The sequence below is a fragment of the Nibribacter koreensis genome, from assembly GCF_039541795.1.
Classification (GTDB): Bacteria; Bacteroidota; Bacteroidia; order Cytophagales; family Hymenobacteraceae; genus Nibribacter; species Nibribacter koreensis.
In genome coordinates, this window is record NZ_BAABGX010000001.1 from 772,805 (window position 1) to 792,070 (window position 19,266).

At 47.9% G+C, this 19,266-nt stretch carries 15 protein-coding genes; 9 read left to right on the forward strand and 6 right to left on the reverse strand.

The window, feature by feature from the left end:
* Positions 1 to 2 precede the first annotated feature (2 nt).
* Together ispG and ABD880_RS03310 are read right to left on the reverse strand one after the other, a co-directional pair.
* Positions 3 to 1,985 (reverse strand): (E)-4-hydroxy-3-methylbut-2-enyl-diphosphate synthase, encoded by a 1,983-nt coding sequence (ispG, locus tag ABD880_RS03305; protein WP_345162315.1) that lies wholly within the window; start codon positions 1,983 to 1,985, stop codon positions 3 to 5.
* Positions 1,986 to 2,084: 99 nt separating this feature from the next.
* Positions 2,085 to 2,444 (reverse strand): hypothetical protein, encoded by a 360-nt coding sequence (locus ABD880_RS03310; protein ID WP_345162317.1) that lies wholly within the window; start codon positions 2,442 to 2,444, stop codon positions 2,085 to 2,087.
* Positions 2,445 to 2,568: 124 nt separating this feature from the next.
* Here ABD880_RS03310 and ABD880_RS03315 point away from each other — a divergent pair, with 124 nt between their 5' ends.
* Entirely contained in the window at positions 2,569 to 3,051 is a 483-nt protein-coding gene (locus tag ABD880_RS03315) for a hypothetical protein (protein ID WP_345162319.1), read from the forward strand.
* 129 nt (positions 3,052 to 3,180) lie between these two features.
* On the opposite strand, the gene ABD880_RS03320 is transcribed toward ABD880_RS03315, so the two are convergent.
* Positions 3,181 to 5,373: a glutamine synthetase III family protein gene (locus ABD880_RS03320; RefSeq protein WP_345162321.1), complete on the reverse strand. Its 2,193-nt coding sequence runs from the start codon at positions 5,371 to 5,373 to the stop codon at positions 3,181 to 3,183.
* A gap of 268 nt (positions 5,374 to 5,641) precedes the next feature.
* Here ABD880_RS03320 and ABD880_RS03325 point away from each other — a divergent pair, with 268 nt between their 5' ends.
* The 4 genes from ABD880_RS03325 to ABD880_RS03340 all read left to right on the forward strand — a co-directional run bounded on the left by ABD880_RS03325 (position 5,642) and on the right by ABD880_RS03340 (position 9,697).
* Entirely contained in the window at positions 5,642 to 7,453 is a 1,812-nt protein-coding gene (locus ABD880_RS03325; protein WP_345162323.1) for an LTA synthase family protein, read from the forward strand.
* Positions 7,454 to 7,555: 102 nt separating this feature from the next.
* A complete protein-coding gene (mtaB, locus tag ABD880_RS03330; protein WP_345162325.1) occupies positions 7,556 to 8,875 on the forward strand; it encodes a tRNA (N(6)-L-threonylcarbamoyladenosine(37)-C(2))-methylthiotransferase MtaB in 1,320 nt (439 codons plus the stop codon).
* 140 nt (positions 8,876 to 9,015) lie between these two features.
* On the forward strand, positions 9,016 to 9,507 hold the full coding sequence (locus ABD880_RS03335; protein ID WP_345162327.1) for a hypothetical protein: 492 nt from the start codon (positions 9,016 to 9,018) through the stop codon (positions 9,505 to 9,507).
* A complete protein-coding gene (locus tag ABD880_RS03340; protein ID WP_345162329.1) occupies positions 9,497 to 9,697 on the forward strand; it encodes a helix-turn-helix transcriptional regulator in 201 nt (66 codons plus the stop codon). The genes ABD880_RS03335 and ABD880_RS03340 overlap by 11 nt, the downstream gene beginning before the upstream one ends.
* 105 nt (positions 9,698 to 9,802) lie before the next feature.
* On the opposite strand, the gene ABD880_RS03345 is transcribed toward ABD880_RS03340, so the two are convergent.
* Positions 9,803 to 10,840, reverse strand: a complete 1,038-nt coding sequence (locus ABD880_RS03345; RefSeq protein ID WP_345162331.1) for a bile acid:sodium symporter family protein — start codon at positions 10,838 to 10,840, stop codon at positions 9,803 to 9,805.
* Positions 10,841 to 11,329: 489 nt separating this feature from the next.
* Between ABD880_RS03345 and ABD880_RS03350 the strand changes: the two genes are divergently transcribed.
* The 4 genes from ABD880_RS03350 (at position 11,330) to ABD880_RS03365 (ending at position 17,510) form a co-directional block, all read left to right on the forward strand.
* Positions 11,330 to 13,765, forward strand: a complete 2,436-nt coding sequence (locus ABD880_RS03350; protein WP_345162332.1) for a TonB-dependent receptor domain-containing protein — start codon at positions 11,330 to 11,332, stop codon at positions 13,763 to 13,765.
* A gap of 296 nt (positions 13,766 to 14,061) precedes the next feature.
* Positions 14,062 to 14,217, forward strand: a complete 156-nt coding sequence (locus tag ABD880_RS03355; protein ID WP_345162334.1) for a hypothetical protein — start codon at positions 14,062 to 14,064, stop codon at positions 14,215 to 14,217.
* A 71-nt stretch (positions 14,218 to 14,288) separates the two neighbouring features.
* Positions 14,289 to 16,715, forward strand: a complete 2,427-nt coding sequence (locus ABD880_RS03360) for an outer membrane beta-barrel protein (RefSeq protein WP_345162336.1) — start codon at positions 14,289 to 14,291, stop codon at positions 16,713 to 16,715.
* A 162-nt stretch (positions 16,716 to 16,877) separates the two neighbouring features.
* Positions 16,878 to 17,510, forward strand: coding sequence for an OmpH/Skp family outer membrane protein (locus ABD880_RS03365; RefSeq protein ID WP_345162338.1), 633 nt, complete (start codon positions 16,878 to 16,880; stop codon positions 17,508 to 17,510).
* A 180-nt stretch (positions 17,511 to 17,690) separates the two neighbouring features.
* Here the strand turns inward: ABD880_RS03365 and ABD880_RS03370 are convergent, their stop codons facing one another.
* Positions 17,691 to 17,921: a PLDc N-terminal domain-containing protein gene (locus ABD880_RS03370; RefSeq protein WP_345162340.1), complete on the reverse strand. Its 231-nt coding sequence runs from the start codon at positions 17,919 to 17,921 to the stop codon at positions 17,691 to 17,693.
* Positions 17,922 to 17,984: 63 nt separating this feature from the next.
* The gene (locus tag ABD880_RS03375) at positions 17,985 to 19,217 is read right to left on the reverse strand and encodes an ABC transporter permease (RefSeq protein WP_345162342.1); all 1,233 of its coding nucleotides are present in this window, start codon (positions 19,215 to 19,217) and stop codon (positions 17,985 to 17,987) included.
* Positions 19,218 to 19,266: the final 49 nt, after the last annotated feature.

Here is a 19,266-nt window from a genome sequence, read left to right on the forward strand (position 1 = left end):
ACCTAGACTAAAGGCTCAATCCAATTGCCGTCTTCTTTAATCAATTCAATCAGCTCATCCACGGCTCTCTCTTCTGGCACTGATTTTTTAATGACCTGCTGGCCTCGATAAAGGGCAATCTTTCCTTTACCTACGCCTACATAGCCATAATCGGCATCAGCCATTTCGCCGGGGCCGTTGACTATGCAACCCATGATCCCAATCTTGACGCCTTTCAGGTGATCGGTGCGTTTTCTGATCATGGCAGTGGTTTCCTGGAGGTCAAACAGGGTTCTGCCGCAGCTGGGGCAACTGATGTATTCTGTTTTGCTCATGCGGGTCCGGGCCGCCTGTAATATCCCGAATGCCAGTTTATTCAGGCTGTCCAGGGTGTAGCCCCACTCATCTTTTTCACGGTGGCTTAGGTCTTGGGTACTCAGTAGCACTCCGTCTCCCAGTCCGTCAATTAAAAGACCTCCAATATCTGTAGCGGCATATAATTGCACTTGCTCATCGGTGAGGTCTTCATAAGAGCGTTTTATGATGACGGGCACCGGCTGACCTTGGTTCATGAGTCTGACAAAAGCTCTTCGTTGCTCTGGCATGGCATGTTCATTTTCCGTCTCAAGGATAAGAACAACGTCTGGCCGGTTGTGCAGGGATTCTACAAAATCCTGGGTTAATTGACCCAAGGAAGCTTGCACAAAGTTGAGTTGCGGATGCCAGGTGTCTGCCATTTCAAACTGCATGGCGGTGTATAAGGGGAAAAGGTCTTCCCTTTGTGGCACTTCCAGCCAGGCAGTATAATCCAATATCTCCTTTAAACCGTTGGGCAACATGAAGCCGATGGGCGTACTGCCGGTGTATACATAATCAGCGCCCTGGTCACTCATGTGGAATTTGTCCAGCACCGCAGAGTAGATATGGCCCACTGGACGCAGGTCCTCAAAGGTAATGTCAGGCACTCTGCTCAGATCGGAGATGACTCTAGGCACGTTGTGGCCGCCCAAATTGAGTACTTCGCGGGTTTCGCGACGGTGGTATTGAAATGGATTGTAGGGAAGCTTGGTGATGGGTTTGATGGGTATATGCCCTGCGCGCTCTGTATAGCGGTCAATGAGCATTTTAGCCACGGGAGCTTCCAGCTCAGGCGCTTCTGTGAGGGACACGCGTACGGTATCTCCCAGCCCGTCCTCTAGCAAAGTACCAATGCCCACCGCAGATTTCACACGACCGTCTTCGCCTTCCCCCGCTTCGGTTACACCTAAGTGCAATGGGTACGGCTGTAAGCCCTCTTCATGGAGTTTCTGCACCAGCAAGCGATAGGCTTGCACCATGACCTGGGTGTTGCTGGCCTTCATGGAAAGCACTACATCATAGTAATTCAAATCTTCACAGATGCGCAAAAACTCCAAGGCGCTTTCTACCATGCCAAGCGGCGTATCACCGTACCGGCTCAAGATGCGGTCAGACAAAGAGCCGTGGTTGGTGCCAATGCGCATAGCCGTGCCATGTTCTTTACAAATGTTCACCAAAGGCGTAAAGCGTTCCCGTATCCGGTCCAATTCTGCCTGATAGGTGGCGTCTGTGTATTCTATGACCTGGAACTTCTTCTTGTCAGCGTAATTGCCTGGGTTCACGCGTACCTTCTCTACTATCTTAGCGGCAAGTTCGGCGGCGTTGGGTGTAAAGTGAATGTCAGCAATCAAAGGCACCGTATAGCCTCTGGCCCGTAGTTCCTTCTTTATTTCGGCTAGGTTCTGGGCCTCTGTGACGCTAGGCGCGGTAATGCGCACATACTCACAACCTGCTTCTACCATTTTGATCACCTGCTCTACAGAACCCAGGGTATCCATGGTGTCTACGGTGGTCATGGACTGCACCCTAATGGGGTTGGTTCCCCCCATGGCCAGGTCGCCAATTTTTACTTCACGGGTGAGGCGTCTGGTATAGTCAGTCAGGCTGGGGCAATATATACCGCCCAGTGGTGAGGATGTTGCGTTCATAGTGGAGGTTGCGTCCATACACATTAACAACGCTGACAGTGGTATGTTCAGCGTAAGGTTTGTAAAATTAGCATCATTTTCTGAGACAGACGCTGTGATTTAAGACAAGTCCAGCGGGTGTATCTTACCGGGCCCTTCTGGATCCTCGGTTTCATCTAGTTTCTTAAGCTGGTCTTTAATCCCTTGCTGCATTTTGTCATCCTGAATGGCTGTCTTCTGATCCAGTTGATAAAAATCTAAAGGATACTTCTTGGCCAGTTCATGCAATTGGTACAAGTAGCTGTCAATCTTGTTAGATGCTTCTGTCACAAACTGAGGGGCACGCTCTACTTCTTCTACCAGACCCAACTTCAACGCCTCGGCGCGCCTAACCTCTTCCTGTATGTAGGGGGCTGGGTGTATGCCTCTTGTCATCTCATTTAACAACCGGGCTTTGAATTCATTAAAGTCTAATTCCATGCCTTTATACTATAAGATTGCTCCTTATAAATTCTACGCAAAAATCAGGGTTGGGTAGGGCTGCCTAAATAAACTAAAAAGACCTTCTAGCGTATACTAGGGCAATTCTATAAGCCATTCTTCCATGTCACTGCCTTTCCTAAAAAAAAGCCATACCCACGCTGCGCGCCTGTTGCACCAAGCAGGATTAACTGCCAGCCAGATTCCGCAGGCCATACAAGTAGCCCGTGACACAGTGGAAACGTGGGTAAACCGGGAGGTAGCCAAAGGCCATGCTGCTGAGGCCCTACAGGTATTAAAGGGACAAGTGCAAGGGAAAGGCCCCAAATTGTTGCTGGAGCAATTACGCGAGCTGCTTCTGGTGCGCCTAATGATCCATTTGGGTTTAAAAAGCGTTTTAGCTAGCTCCATTGCAGCCCTGCTCCTTCCCTTTATCTTAAAGCGGGTGCTGGATTCATTAGCCAGTAACCCAAATGTGAGTGGCTGGTGGGCTAACCTCAATGTTAAGCAGCATCTGCCTTCTACCCTTGAAATTAAATCTAAGATTGAGGCCGTCACTAATGCCATGAAGGGGAAAAGCCAACAAAAAGACATTCTAGCCACGTAGCAGCCATGTCATTTTTGGCCTGTTTTCTGGAAAACAGCCCAAAATCGGTTCTATTTTAATTTATAGATAAAAAAAGAGAGGCGTCTAAATTAGACGCCTCTCTTTTTTGTTTAAAATTTTAGATTGCTCTTAGTGTGAGAACATCATTTCTCTGTATTTAACCAATGGCCACTGCTCATCATCCACAATCAACTCTAGCTTGTCTACACTGCGTCTGATGACATCAAAGAAAGTAGTCACCTCGTCGCAATACCGGATAGAGCGGTCACGCGTGTCCTCAATCTTGTTGAGTTCCTTACGGCGCTCCACCATCTGGTCTACGTTAGCTTTAATGGTAGTCAAATGTCTGGAGATGGCTTTGATGGTATCTACCGTGGTCTGGGTATATTCTTCCTCTTCCAGGCCAATCTCTCTAAGGCCTTTGATGTTTTGCACCAATTTAGTCTGGTAAGCTACTGCCGTAGGGATTACGTGGTTCAAGGCTAGATCGCCCATCACTCTAGACTCAATCTGCACGCGCTTCAAGTAGTCTTCCAACAAGATGTCATGGCGGGCATGGATTTCGCGCTCATTAAAGATGCCGTGCTTGGTAAAGAGCGAGATGGCTTGCTCATCTACTAGTTTATCCAAGGCTTGCGGAGTGGTTCTGATGTTGCTTAAGCCTCTGCGCTCTGCCTCTTCTTCCCACTCTTTTGAGTAGCCGTTACCTTCAAACCTGATGGCCTTAGAAGAAATTACATACTCGCGCAATACATCAATTATGGCCACTTCTTTCTTTTTGCCTTGCTCCATTAAAGCGTCCACGCTGTTTTTGAAGTCAAGCAACTGGTCGGCTACAATGGCGTTCAAAACGGTCATGGCATTGGCGCAGTTAGCCGAAGAACCTACTGCTCTAAACTCAAACTTGTTACCCGTAAAGGCAAAGGGTGAGGTACGGTTGCGGTCTGTGTTGTCCAACAAGATTTCTGGGATCTTGTCAATGCCCAGCTTCATGTACACGTTGTCGCCTTTGTCTAATGGCAATTTGGCGGTACGCTCCAGCTCATCCAGCACTTCAGACAATTTAGTCCCGATGAACACAGACATGATGGCCGGCGGTGCCTCATTTGCCCCAAGACGGTGATCGTTGCTGGCCGACGCGATGCTGGCGCGCAACAAGTCAGCGTAGCGGTGCACTGCTTTAATAGTGGTGATAAAGAAGGTTAGGAACTGCAGGTTTTCTTTTGGTCTGCGACCAGGGCCTAACAGGTTCACACCCGTGTCTGTGCTCAAGGCCCAGTTGTTGTGCTTGCCGCTACCGTTTACGCCTTTGAACGGTTTCTCATGCAACAACACTTTAAAGTGGTGCTTCTCGGCTACGCGGTCCATGATGTCCATCAACAACTGGTTGTGGTCCACGGCTAGGTTAGCCTCTTCAAAGGTTGGCGCGCACTCAAACTGGTTAGGTGCCACCTCATTGTGACGGGTGCGCAACGGAATGCCTAATTTGTGGGCTTCCACTTCAAACTCTACCATAAAGGCGTGCACTCTTGACGGGATGGCACCAAAATAATGGTCTTCTAACTGCTGACCTTTAGCTGGAGCGTGACCAAACACCGTACGGCCGGTCATCACCAGGTCAGGGCGGGCGTCATACAGGGCGCGGTCTACCAAGAAGTATTCCTGCTCAATGCCTAAAGTGGTGGTCACGCGGGTTACGTCTTTATCAAAGTACTGGCAAACGTCCAAAGCGGCGCGCTCCACCAGGTCCAGGCTCTTTAAGAGTGGGGCTTTAAAGTCAAGGGCCTCACCGGTGTAAGACACAAAGATGGTTGGAATACACAAAGTGCGCGTATTCCCGTTCTCAATGATAAAGGCCGGAGAAGTTGGGTCCCAGGCGGTATAGCCACGAGCCTCAAAGGTATTTCTAATGCCACCGCTTGGGAAAGAAGAAGCATCTGGCTCTTGCTGTACCAACGCGTTTCCTTTAAAGGTCTCTAAGGCGCGTCCGTCTGAGCTGATGTCAAAGAAAGAGTCATGCTTCTCGGCGGTCTCTCCGGTCAAAGGCTGGAACCAGTGGGTATAATGGGTAGCTCCTTTGCTCATGGCCCAGGTGCGCATGGCGGCGGCCACGGCATCAGCCAGATTGCGGTCTACCTTGCTCCCAGTTTTAATAGCGAATTGTAAACGCTTGAAATAGTCACCTGACAAGTAAGAGCGCATGGCATCCGTACCAAACACATTACTACCATAGTATTCTGAAATCTTGTGGGCAGGAAGATCAACCTCTACTGCCTTCCGCTGATTCACTAACTCTAATGCTTTAAACCGAAGAATAGCCATGCTCTGTTTTCTATTTTTGAGTTGAACGCTGTAAAATTACAACTCAAAATCATTGACCCAAGAAAAAGGTTATATTTTTTAAGGGGTGTTTAGGAAAAAATATCATAAAAGTTTAAAACACCCCCTTTACGTGAAGGGGGTGTTTTAAGAAAATGATATTAAAATTGGGTTTATACCCCTCTTATTAGAACCTCTCACTTCTTTTATGAATTTCATTATCCAGTATATTTGCACTGTGAGACGAATCCTGTACAGAACCCTATCTTATTTGGCATTTTGGACCCTTCTTTTTCAAGTGGCCAGGGCTATTTTCTTAGTATACCATTCTGCCAAGACAGATACGCTCTCCTTTTTAGAAACTCTTAAGGTCTTTGGTTATGGGTTTAGGATGGACATCTCCTTTGCGGCTTACCTCAGCGTCCTGCCGTTTCTGCTTTTCTTGATGGAGGTGGCTTTCAGGAAAGCTATTTTGCTGAAAGTCATCAGAATCTACACCTATGTCTTAATACCCCTGGTGCTTCTTCTTACTACCATGGACCTTGAGTTGTATGCGGCCTGGGGTTTTAGGTTAGACACGACTCCCCTGCAATATTTGAACACGCCCGCCGAGATGATTGCCTCTGCCGGGGCAGCCCCTGTAGGCCTGTTGACCATCCAATACCTGATTTTTGCGGCGCTTGCTATTTGGGCCTTCAGAAGACTTAGCCATACCTGGGAAAGTAGCCCACACCATAGACAAAAGTTACTGCTTGAGCTGGGTGTAAGCTTGTTTTTGGTGGCACTGTTGATTTTGCCCATCAGGGGCGGCTGGCAACAGATTCCGTTGAACCAAAGCGACGTCTACTTCTCGCAGAACATGTTTGCCAACCATGCCGGTGTCAACGTGCCCTGGAACGTCATGCAGTCCCTGCTACGCAAAAGTTACAATACCAAGAACCCGTATGAGTACCTGGAAACAAAACAGGCTGAAGCGCTGGTGCAGGAAATCTATACCCCTAAAAGCGATTCCGTCCCTTCGCTCTTAAACGTGAAAAGACCCAACGTTCTCTTTATTATATTGGAGAGCTATACTGCTAAATTAATAGGCGCCTATGGCGGACCCTCGGAGGTGACTCCTAACCTGAATGCCTTGGCCAAGGAAGGAATTCTTTTTTCTAACATCTATGCCTCCGGCGATAGAAGTGAAAAAGGAATGGTGGCCTTGCTGAGTGGTTACCCCGTGCAGACGACCACTTCCATCATCAAAACCCCCAAGAAAACGGAGCGTCTGCCGCAGTTGGCGGCTGACCTAAAGAAGGAAGGCTACTTTACCAGTTATTATTATGGCGGCGAGTTGGCCTTCGCTAACATTAAATCCTTCTTGATTAATGGTGGCTATGACAAGCTGGTTGACAAAAGCGATTTCCCGAGCGAATCTTACAACTCAAAATGGGGCGCACATGACCATATCTTATTAGACCGGGTACAACAGGACTTAAAAACCATGAAGTCCCCGTTTTTAATGACAGTCTTCACCTTGAGCAGTCACGAGCCGTATGAAGTGCCCATGCCCGCCAAGTTTAAAGGCCAAGACGAGGAAACCCAGTTTAAAAATGCCTTCCATTACACAGACTGGGCGCTGGGCAGATTCTTTGAAGAGGCTAAAAAACAAGACTGGTGGCGAAATACCGTGGTAGTATTGGTGGCAGACCACGGCCACCTATTCCCGGGCCGGGATGCCAATGACGCGCCTAGCAAGTTCAAAATCCCGTTGATGATGGTAGGAGGCGCGTTGGCGGTAAAGGACACGGTCATTTCCTCCATCGGGTCGCAGACAGACATCGTTCCCACACTTTTACAACAAATGGGACTGCCCACGCACCATTACGCCTGGAGCAAGAATTTACTGGATGCCAAAACAACGCCCTTTGCGTTTTATGTGTTCAATGACGGGTTCGGGATGGTGACGCCAGACGGAGCCCTTACCTTTGACAACGTCTCTAAAAAGCCCATCCAGCGGGACAGCACCGTCACAGACAAGCAGGTAGAACAAGGCAAGGCCTACATGCAAACCAGCTTTGACGACTTCCTGAAAAAGTAAGCTGGGGAACCTTTCCTCCGTTTTTGGCCTGTTTCTATGAAAAGAGGCTAAAAACGGACATTGGGCATTTGCCCTGAATCTGCGTATCTTTGCCCCCTGATTATGAAAAAGGTAGCGTTTTATACACTGGGCTGTAAACTGAATTTTTCTGAGACCTCTACCCTGTCCAGAATCTTTCAGGAGCGCGGTTTTGAGAAGGTGGAGTTCACGGACACCCCAGATATATATGTCATTAACACCTGCTCTGTCACAGACAACGCAGACAAGAAATGCCGCAAGGTGGTTAAGGAAGCTCTCAAGCATTCGCCTAACGCCTTTGTCACCATTGTGGGTTGCTACGCCCAGCTTAAGCCTACCGAGATTTCTGAAATACCCGGCGTAGATGCCGTCTTAGGCGCCGCCGAAAAATTTCAGCTAGTGGACATTCTAGAAGGGTTTGTGAAAACGGGCAAGCCCCAAGTGCACGCCAGCCCGGTTTCTGAGGCCAATACCTTTGTGAACGCCTACTCGTTTGGGGATCGTACCCGTACGTTTTTGAAGGTGCAAGATGGTTGTGACTATTCCTGCACCTTTTGCACCATTCCGCAGGCCCGCGGCAAAAGTCGTAGCAACACCATTGAGAAGGTAGTGCAGGAGGCCAAGGAGATTGGAGATTCTGGCGTAAAGGAAATTGTCTTGACAGGCGTAAACACCGGCGACTTCGGGTTGCAGGAAGGCGTGCGCGTAGAGAACTTCTTCCAACTGGTGCAGGCTTTAGACCAGGTGGAGAACGTGAACCGCTTCCGGATCTCTTCCATTGAACCCAACCTTCTGAGCGAAGAGATCATCAACTTTGTAGCCAACTCCAACCGGTTTATGCCGCACTTTCACGTGCCATTGCAATCTGGGAGCAACAAGATTTTGAAACTGATGCGCCGCCGCTATTTGCGCGAGTTGTATGCCCAGCGCGTGGAATGGATCAAGACCGCCATGCCGCATGCCTGCATTGGCGTAGATGTGATTGTAGGCTTCCCGGGCGAAACTGAAGAGGATTTCCTGGAGACCTATAATTTCTTAAATGACCTTAACATCAGCTATCTGCACGTATTCCCCTATTCTGAACGTGCCAACACCTCTGCTATTGAGTTGCCAGGGGTAGTGCCTCAGAAGATTAGAAACCAACGCGCCGATATGCTGCGAATTCTTTCTGAGAAGAAAAAGCGCGCCTTCTATGAAAGTCAGATTGGCTATGAGGGCAAAGTTTTGTTTGAGGCAGACATCACCGATGGTTTCATGGAAGGCTTCACGGAGAACTATGTGCGCGTAGTAGCCAAGTACGACCCAGTGCTGGTGAATGAGGAGAAGCACGTGCGGCTCACCAACATCACCCCAGCCGGACTCATGGAAGCCGAGGAGACTTTTGCCGAGTTGTTAGCTCATTAAATTTAACTTAATACTAGAAAAGCCCCAGCCTTTCCTTAACAAGAGGAGCTGGGGCTTTTTTTATGCTTTAAAATAAAATGTAAAGTTTGCTTGACAATTGTAAAATATACTTTACATTTGTCAAGCAAACTTTACATCATATGAAAACACGTTATCTTTTCCCGCATCGGTTTAAGAAACTGGGCTGGATACTTCTAATCCCTTCCCTAGTCCTGGGCCTTCTCCTAACAAGCGAGATGATTTCTGCACCCTCTTGGCTTGACATGGATGTTTTTGCTTTATATGACCCTAAAATGCTAGGTGATGAAGAGGGAACGAAAGAAGTCTTTAAAATGAGAGAAACTAACCTGGCAGATGAAATCATTGCTTGTCTCCTGATAGTAAGCACCATCTTGGTAGCCTGTTCTGAGGTAAAAGAAGAAGATGAGTATATCGGCAAACTTCGGTTGGAGTCCCTGCTTTGGGCCACGTATGTAAACGCTGGCTTTCTAATCTTCTGCTTGTTCTTTATTTACGGCATTGGCTTTTACCAAGTCATGGTGTACAACTTGTTCACGCTCATGCTGCTGTTCTTGGTAAGGTTCCACCTGGTCTTGTATAAGGCGTCAAAACTATCCGCGTATGAAGAATAACGTGCGCAATGAACGGGTGGCCCTAAAACTAACCCAGGAGGATCTGGCCAAAAAGATTGGCGTTAGCCGGCAGACCATTAATGCCATGGAAAGCAATAAGTACATCCCGTCTACGGTGCTGGCCTTAAAAGTAGCGCAGGTATTAGGTAAGAAGGTAGAGGAGTTGTTCAGTTTAGATGAAACTGATTAGGTTGTAATAGCCATAACAAAGCTCAAACCCTATTATGGTTTGGGCTTTGTTAGGACTATCGTTTTTGGCCTCTTTTAGCCAAATCAAGCCAAAAACGGATTCCTTTTATGGTATTGCAGTTTCTACTACCTGCTGTCTGGAAAAGCGCTGGGCAAGGATGCTGGCTATGATTAACTGGAGCGCATGGTATAGCATAAGCGGTAGTAAGATGATGCCCAAGGAAGCCACCCCCGGAAAAATCACTTTAGACATGACCGTGCCATGCACCAATGATTTCTTAGAACCGCAGAAAACGGCCGTAATGGTATTCTCACGGGTAAAGCCCAACAGTTTGCTCAGCCCTTGCAACAAGGCAAACACCACAAAGAACAACGCCACCATAGACAGGCCCAGCAAACCCAGATGCCATGTGCTCAATGTGTCAAACAGATTCTGCGCGAAGGAGTCGCAAAAGGACGCATACACGATGAGCAGGATGATACTCTGGTCAAATAATTTAAGCCGGGCTTTGTGTTTTTCGGCCCATTGGCCAAACCTATGGTGAAGCAGAATCCCCAGCGTTACGGGTAAGACTACTTGTAACAGGAGCTTAAAAAAGATTTGGGTCAAATCCATGTCGCCGGCCGCACTGGTGCTCAGGAACAGGCTCATCCAGAAGGGTGTCATGAATACGCCAATCAAGCTAGAGATGCTGGCGTTGAAGATGGCGCTGGGAATATTTCCGCCGGCAATAGACACCATCACCACTGAGGAGGACACCGTAGACGGTAAGGCCGCTACATAGAAAATTCCCACCCAAAGCATTGGATTGTCAAAGGAGGGCAACAGCAGATAGGCCCCATATACTACCAACGGGAAAAGCAAAAACGTGCCTGCCTGCACGACAACATGCAAGCGCCAATCCTTCAGGCCGGCTTTCAGTTTGGTGGGACTCAACCGCAAGCCATAGAAAAAGAAAATAAGAGAAACGCCATACGTGGTGACCTGGCTAATAGGCAGAGGTCCATCTTCAGCGCCCAAGGCGGGATATAAGTAAGCCAAAAAAATGGCCGTTAAAATGCCTATCAGGAAGCCGTCAAGTCCTATTCTTTTTAAGAAACTGGTCTTGGGCGGTATAGGTGAAACAGGGGCAGGTTGATGCATACGCAAGTGTAAGAAAGGAAAATTCTCCTACGGCAAAGATGCAGAAACGTCTCTCCTGTTTCAATACTGCGCTCTTCTTTCAGGTTGTTTACCTAAAATTCTACCATGCGCAATTCCACCAGGAGCAATAACCGTTTTTAGCCTTATTTTCAGAAAACAGCCCAAAATCGGCAGGTAGCCTCTATCCTTTTCCGCTCAGTCTGTACTACGTCATCTTCCGTTCGTAACCGGTCAATGGTTGTTCAATTCTGAACAGCTAGTGAGATGCAGAAATTTTTAACATACTGTAAAACAAGGGTTTATAGTCTTAATATCTTTTTGGCAATACGTTTGTAAAGGCATGGACTAATGGCTGACTATGCCCAAACCATTAATAGGGCTAGCTAAAAAAAGTTTAAACCAACAGGCAACCAACCGGCACCTCGGGTCATCTATGGTATATCTGCGGCTAGCTACTAGGTGTATTCACGCTTTTCTTACTAAACTTCTATGAAAAACATTTTCTCCGTACTTTTTTCTTTTCTCTTTATCTGCCTACCCTTGCTTGGGGCGGGTCAGTCAAACGGCTTTTTAACGGGTACCATCAAAGATGAGAAAGGCGAGCCTCTTAGTTACGGGGCCGTCGCTCTGGTCAATAATGCTTCTGCGGCAGTCGTGAATGGTGCAGGTGTAGAGGTTGACGGTACTTTTAAGATGCCTGCTCCTGCCCCGGGTACTTACCACTTAAAGATCAGTGTAATGGGTTTTGCCACCCTAGAAACGCCTTCTTTCACGGTGACTAGCGGTTCTTTTAGCAAGGATTTTGGCACGTTGGTGGTTAAGGCAGATGCCAAGCAGTTGAATGAGGTTACCATTGAGGCCATGCGCCCCACCATTACCAACCACCCAGATAAAATGGTGGTGAGTGTTGAAGGAACGGCCATGGCCGCCGGAAGCACGGCGCTGGAGGTGCTGGCCAAGTCGCCGGGGGTTTGGATAGACCAGGAAGGCAACATTCAGTTAAATGGCAAAGCCGGGGTGAAGGTGATGTTAGACGGCAAATTAACCTACCTGTCTGGCAAACAACTGCAAACCATGTTGCAAAGCATGCCCGCCGACAACGTGAAGGATTTAGAGATCATCAGCAACCCTTCCTCCAGGTTTGACGCCGAAGGCAACTCGGGCATCATTAACATCAACTTAAAGAGAAACACCCAGACAGGCCTAAACGGGAGCATTTACACGGGCTACCAGTACAACAGCCTGCACGGCTACCAGGTAGGCGGAAACGTGAATTACAAAGAAAAGAACTGGAGCTCTTTTGCCAGCCTTGATTTTGCACGCCGGGTAAACCTAAGGACCAACACCATGTACCGGGAGTTTAGAGACGCTGAGCGGGCTACAATCTTTGACCAGGTGGGTGAAGAGGAAGGCATCCGGGACATTCCTTCTGTTCGGCTTGGGGCAGACGTGGACCTCTCACCTAAGCACAGCGTGGGTTTTGCCTATAACTGGACCAGCCTCACCTTTGACAACTTCTATAACACCAATACCTTTTTACTACAGCAGAACCAAGCCAACAGCCAGTACATAGAAGCACGCAACACCATAGACGGTCGGTATTACAACGGGACGCTTAACGGGCATTACCTTTACAAAGTTGATACCTTGGGCAGCACCCTGTCCGCAGACATTGACCACGTGACCATACTGGACCAAGACAACTCAAGGTTCTTTAACACCTACTCCCGGCTGGCGAGTGCGCAATCTTTCCAGCAAGAAAGCCTGGGCAGTGACAACCCCACCAGATACTCCATCTACGCGGCCAAGGCAGACTATACTAAGAAATTCTTAAACAAGAGCAAGCTGGAGGCCGGGGTAAAAGCCAGTTATGTAGAGTCTGATAACCAGCTCAAGTTTTATGCCCAACACGGTAACTGGAAAGCCAATGATGCGCAACGCAGTAACCACTTCATATACCAGGAAAACATTTTTGCCGGCTACCTGAATTACACCATGAATTTGGGTACCCATTGGAGCGTGCAGGCCGGGTTACGGGCTGAACAAACATTGTCAGAAGGACATTCTGTGACCTTGAATGAAACCACTCCAAAGGAGTATCTGGACTTCTTCCCGAGCGTGTTCTTGCAGCAGAAGGTCAATGACAACTACCAGATCACGTATAACTACAGTCGCCGCATTCAGCGACCTAATTATGACAGGCTCAATCCGTTTGTCTTCTACCTGGATCCTTTGACGTGGGCTCAGGGAAACCCTTACCTGCGGCCTCAGTACTCCAATTCGGTGCAGGTGTCCCAGACCTGGAAAAATACCTACATCCTAACATTGGGGTATTCAAAAACCACAGATTTTATAGCCGAGATTCCCATTCAACGCAATGAAACCAACACCACGGTGTTTGGACCAAGAAATGTGGATGATCATGACTCCTACTTCGGGACGGTGGTGGCCCCTGTGAAGGTGTCCAGCAAATGGGACATGAGCAACAACCTTACGGCAGGATACCAGGCCTTTTCAATTGTGATAGAGCAAGCAAGGCAGGAAAACAAGCAGTTTTACTACATGGTCAATTCCAACCACAACATTCAATTACCGGAAAAAATCAGAATGGAGCTGAATGCTGGTTACCAAGGCCCCAATGCGTACGGTCTCTATAAAATAGATCCCACCTGGTGGGTAGACGCCGCGGTCAAACGCTCTTTCTGGCAAGACAAGTTAGAAGCTTCCCTGGCAGTGACAGACATTTTCAGGTCCAGAAGGGTGATTGGTGCCGCTAACATTGGCGAGAACATAAATGGCTTTGACCAATACTTCGGGGCCCAGACCTTAAAGCTGAACCTAAGATACCGCTTTAACAAAGGCGAGAAGTTTGAAATGAAAAAACGCAACTCTAACCTGGATGAACTAAACAGAGCGGGCGGCTGATGACCTCCTCCCCACCATTGCTTATTAAGATGTTGGGCCTTGGTGGGGAGGAATGATTTAGAGCAACCCAGGTATACGTCATGGTACTTTGAAGGTATACCCTGGTTGTTAACTCCTATATTTCATTAAGTTATGATTCTGACTAAAAAAATGCGGTTGTAAAACCGTCCTTATAGGTGATAAACGCAGGTGCAAAAAAAATATTTCTGTTAAAAATGAAACAGTACCTTGCGTTACATAGTACCTTATAATATCTTTGTCCTATCAATATTACCAAAACACTTACTGCGCCTTCTATGAAAAAGAAATCCACCTCCAAAAAGTTAGCCACAGAAAGAGTGTATGAAGTTCTTTCTGCCACCAAGACCATCTTACTTTCCTCTCTCCTGCTAGCTTCTTCTGCGGCCTTGTGCTGGGGTTCAATCAAAGCAGTGGAACTGGTATGCCCGTAGGCTTTTTTTTTGCCTGTGTACCTTGTATTGCATAGTACTTTAAGTAATCTATATCCTTATTTCCTTAAAACATGAAAAAGCTAGTACTCCTCTTCTTTTCCCTGACTTTCCTGATGGCCGCCGGCCATCCCAGCAATGCCCAAACCGCCGGTTTTCTGACGGGCCATGTGGTAGACCACAAAGGCGAAGCCATGAGCTATGGTACCATTACTGTCCTAAAAGCTAGTGACGCCTCTTTGGTAACCGGCGCGGCGGTAGAAGTAACCGGTGATTTTAAAATGAAATGCCCCGCTCCTGGTACATATTTTTTACGGGTAAGCGCCATGGGGTACGCTACTACTGACTTGCCTGCGTTTGAGGTGACCAACTCAAGTTTTGGAAAGGACTTCGGGAAAATCACCTTACAGCAAGATGCCAAAGCCTTGAAGGAAGTGGTAGTGCAGAGCCTAAGACCCACAGTAGACGTGCAGGCCGACAAGATGGTGGTGAGCGTGGAGAACACGGCCATGGCTGTCGGCAATACGGCCTATGATGTCTTGTCCAAAAGCCCGGGCGTATGGATAGACCAGGACGGCAACATTCAGTTGAACGGCAAGGCCGGGGTTCAAGTGATGATAGACGGTAAGCTCACCTTTTTAAATGGCAAGCAGTTGCAGACCATGCTACAGGGTATGCCCGCAGAAAACTTGAAGAACCTGGAAATCATTGCCAACCCGTCGGCTAAGTTTGACGCAGAAGGCACTTCTGGCATCATTAATTTGAACTTGAAGAAGAACACCATGACCGGCCTGAATGGAAGCGTCTATGGCGGTTACCAATACAATACCAAGCACGGGTATAACGGTGGCGGAAACGTGAATTTAAAGCAGGACAAATGGAGTTCTTTCATTACCGCCGATGTGGCAGAGCGCCCCAGAAAAAGAACCTTTACCATGGATCGGGTCTTTAAACAACCAGAAGGTGAAGACACTCGCCTGTTCATGCAAGGAGGCGAAGACGGCGGTCAGTTTTCTAAATCGCTCAGAGCAGGATCAGATTATGATGTCACCAAAAATCATAGCATTGGAGGCACCTTGAACCTGGCTCTTAACAACACCAACACGGGCGTAAACACTAATACTTCCTTCGGGCCCAACTACAGCACTACCCTCACCCATGATGACAGCAAGTTCCACAACCTAAGTGGCAACCTGCATTACCTGGGCAAATTAGACTCAATGGGGACCACTTTGTCAGGAGATATTGACGTGGTGCGCATTTCAGACAAAAGCTTCGGGGATTTCCTGAACAAGAAATTTACCACCGGCAATACCACACCCACTGACCAGGAACTACTAGAGAACACTAACCCTACTTCTTATCAAATTTATGCCGCCAAAGTTGACTTTACCCATCCTCTGGCTTCTATAAAAGGCAAACTGGAGTTGGGTGCCAAAGCCAGCTACGTACAGTCAGATAATAAAATTGATTTCTATCAGGTAGAAGACGGTACGCGCACCCTGGACCTTGGCCGCACAGACCATTTCATCTATGATGAGAACATTTACGCCGGCTACGTAAACTTTAGCAGAAGCCTGGGTAGCAAATGGACCATGCAAACCGGTTTACGCGCCGAGTACACCGACTCTAAAGGACACTCCTTGCCTTATGCTAAGGTGACTCCTAGAACCTATCTGGATTTCTTCCCGAGCGTGTTCTTACAGCAGCGTGTCTCTGAGAATTACCAGATTAGCTACAACTACAGCCGTCGCATAAACCGTCCAAGATATGAACACCTAAATCCATTTGTGTTCTTTATTGATGACAACACCTATGCCAAAGGAAATCCGCAGTTAAAGCCCCAGTACACGCATTCCATCCAAGTGACGCAGACGTTTAAGAAAAGCTATAACCTAGTGATGGGATATGCGCATACCAAAGATGCCATCACAGAGGTGCCAGAGCCGTTCCCCGCCGAGAACAAGCTTATCTTTATGCAGCGCAACGTGCAAAGCAAGACTATGAACGCCACCTTGGTTATGCCGCTTACCGTTAACCAGAAATGGACCATTAATAACAATGCTACGCTTGCCTACCAGGAGTTTACCACGTTCATCAAAGAAGAGAACATTCAAAACAGCCGCCTGATGTTCATGGCGCAGAGTAACTCTAACATCTTGCTGCCGCAGAACTTTAAACTAGAGGTGACTGGCGGTTACCAGGGGGCGGGCGTGTTTAACGTGTACAGAACCAATCCATCCTGGTTTGTAGACTTGGGCCTAAAGCGCTCTTTCCTGAAAGACCAGCTGGACGTGACCTTGAACGTAACCGACCTCTTTAAAACACGCAGAATGCAAGGTTATTCAGATGTGCAGGGCAACACCAACACCATAGACATGTACCACTATAACCAAAGCGTGCGCCTGAACCTGCGCTACCGCTTTAACAAAGGTGAGAAGTTTGAGATGAAGCGCAGAAACACCAACCTGGACGAGCTAAACCGCGCCGGAGGTAATTAATTTTCTTCTTTTTAAACGCATCGTCCGTTTTTTGCCTATTTTCACGACAAAAGCATAAAAACGGAATCAAGAAAACCACAGATCCAGGTGTCTCCGTTATCATATTGAGGCATTTGATCTGTGGTTTTCAGTTTACACCACCACCTTTATTAACCTTTACAAGTGAACATTACTAAAAACCTTTTGACTGTTGCCGCCGCCGCTTTGTTGTTGGCCTCTTGCAAGAATGACTCTGCACCTGCAACCACTTCTGCCACCACTGCCACTACTACCACGGTAGACAAAACAGAAACCGGCGAAGAAACCGCTACTCCTACCGTAAAAGGCCCAGAGGTAGTCTATATCAACGCAGATTCACTGCTTAAGAACTACCAGCATTTTAAAGACGCCCAGGCGCGTTTAAAGACCAAGTCGCAACGCTTAGAGCAGGAGTTGCGTGGCAAGGCATCATCTTTCCAGAAAGAAGTGGGCCAGTACCAACAAGCCGGTCAGGGCATGACCAATGAGCAGCGCGCCGCCACAGAGCAACGCCTGGCCCAGAAAGAACAGCAGCTGCAAGCCCAGAACCAGAACGCCAGCAACCAACTGGCCAAGGAAGAAAACGAAGAAATGAAGAAGATCTACGACAAAGTAGAAGCCTATCTTAAAAAGCTAAGCGCCGAGAAAGGCTACAAAATGGTTCTTTCTTATACGCGGGGCAACAGTGCCATCTTGTACGGTGATGAGTCTCTAGACATTACCCAGGCCGTCTTGAAAGGCTTGAACGAAGAATACAAAGCCCCTGCTAAGAAATAAACTTATATGGTGCATAAAAAAAGCCTCACCCTAATCGGTGAGGCTTTTTTTATGCGGTTTAGTAATGATGTTTTATAGCTATTGGCATTGGCTAAAGTGTATTCTGGATAATTCTACAGATCATTTAAAAAGGTGTTTTTGGCTTATTTTCCTGAAAATAGGCTAAAAACGACGGCTAATTTATGAGTATCTTTTCAAGCGCTGGGCACGGCCAATAAACACATAGAGTATCCAGCCCAGAAAGGGTAAGAAGAAAACCAGCAACAGCCAGATGATTTTCTCTACATCGGTTTTAAAGTCACTCTTCAAGATATCAATCAGCGCCCATACCCATAATAGAAAGGGCACGATGGAAATTATCACAAGGGTCACAATACTTAAACCTACCAGCTCTCCAATGAATAGTAACATAGTGAATTAAAGGTAAAATGAAAGGTAAGATCAGTACACGCTGCTTAGGCGTAATGCTAAAGCCTACTCGTAGCGCAGAGATTCTATGGGATCAAGTTTTGAGGCCTTGTACGCAGGGTAATAGCCAGACACTAAGCCTACAGAGACGCAAATGGCCATGCCCACCATCATCCATAGCCACGGCACAAAGAACTCGCCTTGGCCAATGAGCATGGAAATACCGTTGCCCATCAACACGCCCAGGATGATTCCCGCCACGCCGCCTAAGAGGCAGATGACAATGGCCTCAATCAAGAACTGCGCTCTAATCTGCTTGATGGTAGCGCCCAAGGCTTTCCTAACCCCAATCTCGCGGGTACGCTCCGTTACGCTCACCATCATAATGTTCATGAGGCCAATGGAAGCCCCTAGCAAGGTAATAAAGCCTATCAAGAAGCCCCCCGTGCGTAAATAGCCTGTAATCTTATCCAAGGTCTGGGCGGCAGAGTCGCTGCGGCTAATCTCAAAAGAGTCGGCCTGCCCCAATTTGTCCTGACGTACTTTGCGCATGATGCCAGTGGCTTCTTCCATGGCGTAGGCCAGGCTGGTGCTCCCCAGAATGGCAGATTTAATGTTAAAGGTTAAGGCGCTCTGCGTTGGAATCTGGGTGGCTGCCTCTAGCGGAATGATGATGAGACGGTTGCTGCCGCCACCGCCCATGCCACTGCCTTCGCTCTTGATCTGGCCCACCACTTTAAAGCGTCTTCCCAGGGTGAGCAGGCTTTTGCCTTCGGGGTTCTGCTTGGGGAAGAGTTTCTCAGCCACCTCTTTGCCAATGATAGCCACAGGCGCGCCGCCTTCTAGTTCAATGGAAGAAAAAGGCCTTCCGCGCTCCAAATCATAGTTTTCATTGACCATGAAGTTCTCATCTCCGCCCACAATGGTGATGTTGGGATTGGTCTTGATGTTACCGGCTTTTACGGCAGCGTTCCAGGTAACGTAAGTAGAAAGGCTCACCCGGGCTTTCTCTGCCATGAGGCCTTTGTACTGTTTGGCCTGAAACTCGGTGATGGGAGGATACGGTTTGCTTTGACGGCCTCCCTGCCTGTTGTTGTCCTCTTTTTTCTCAATGTCAAAAGAATTGGCGCCCAGGTTGGCAAAGGTGTTGCTCACAGAATACTTGATGCCCTCAATAGCCGTTAGAATACCTACCAAAGACATGATACCAATGGAGACAATCAACGCGGTTAACACTGTCCTGAGCATGTTGCCCTGAATGGACTTGAAACCCTCTTTTGCGTTTTCTAACAGATTCATAGTTTGGTGAGGTTGTTGCTCTTTGGTTATTAGTCGTATAACCTGTTAC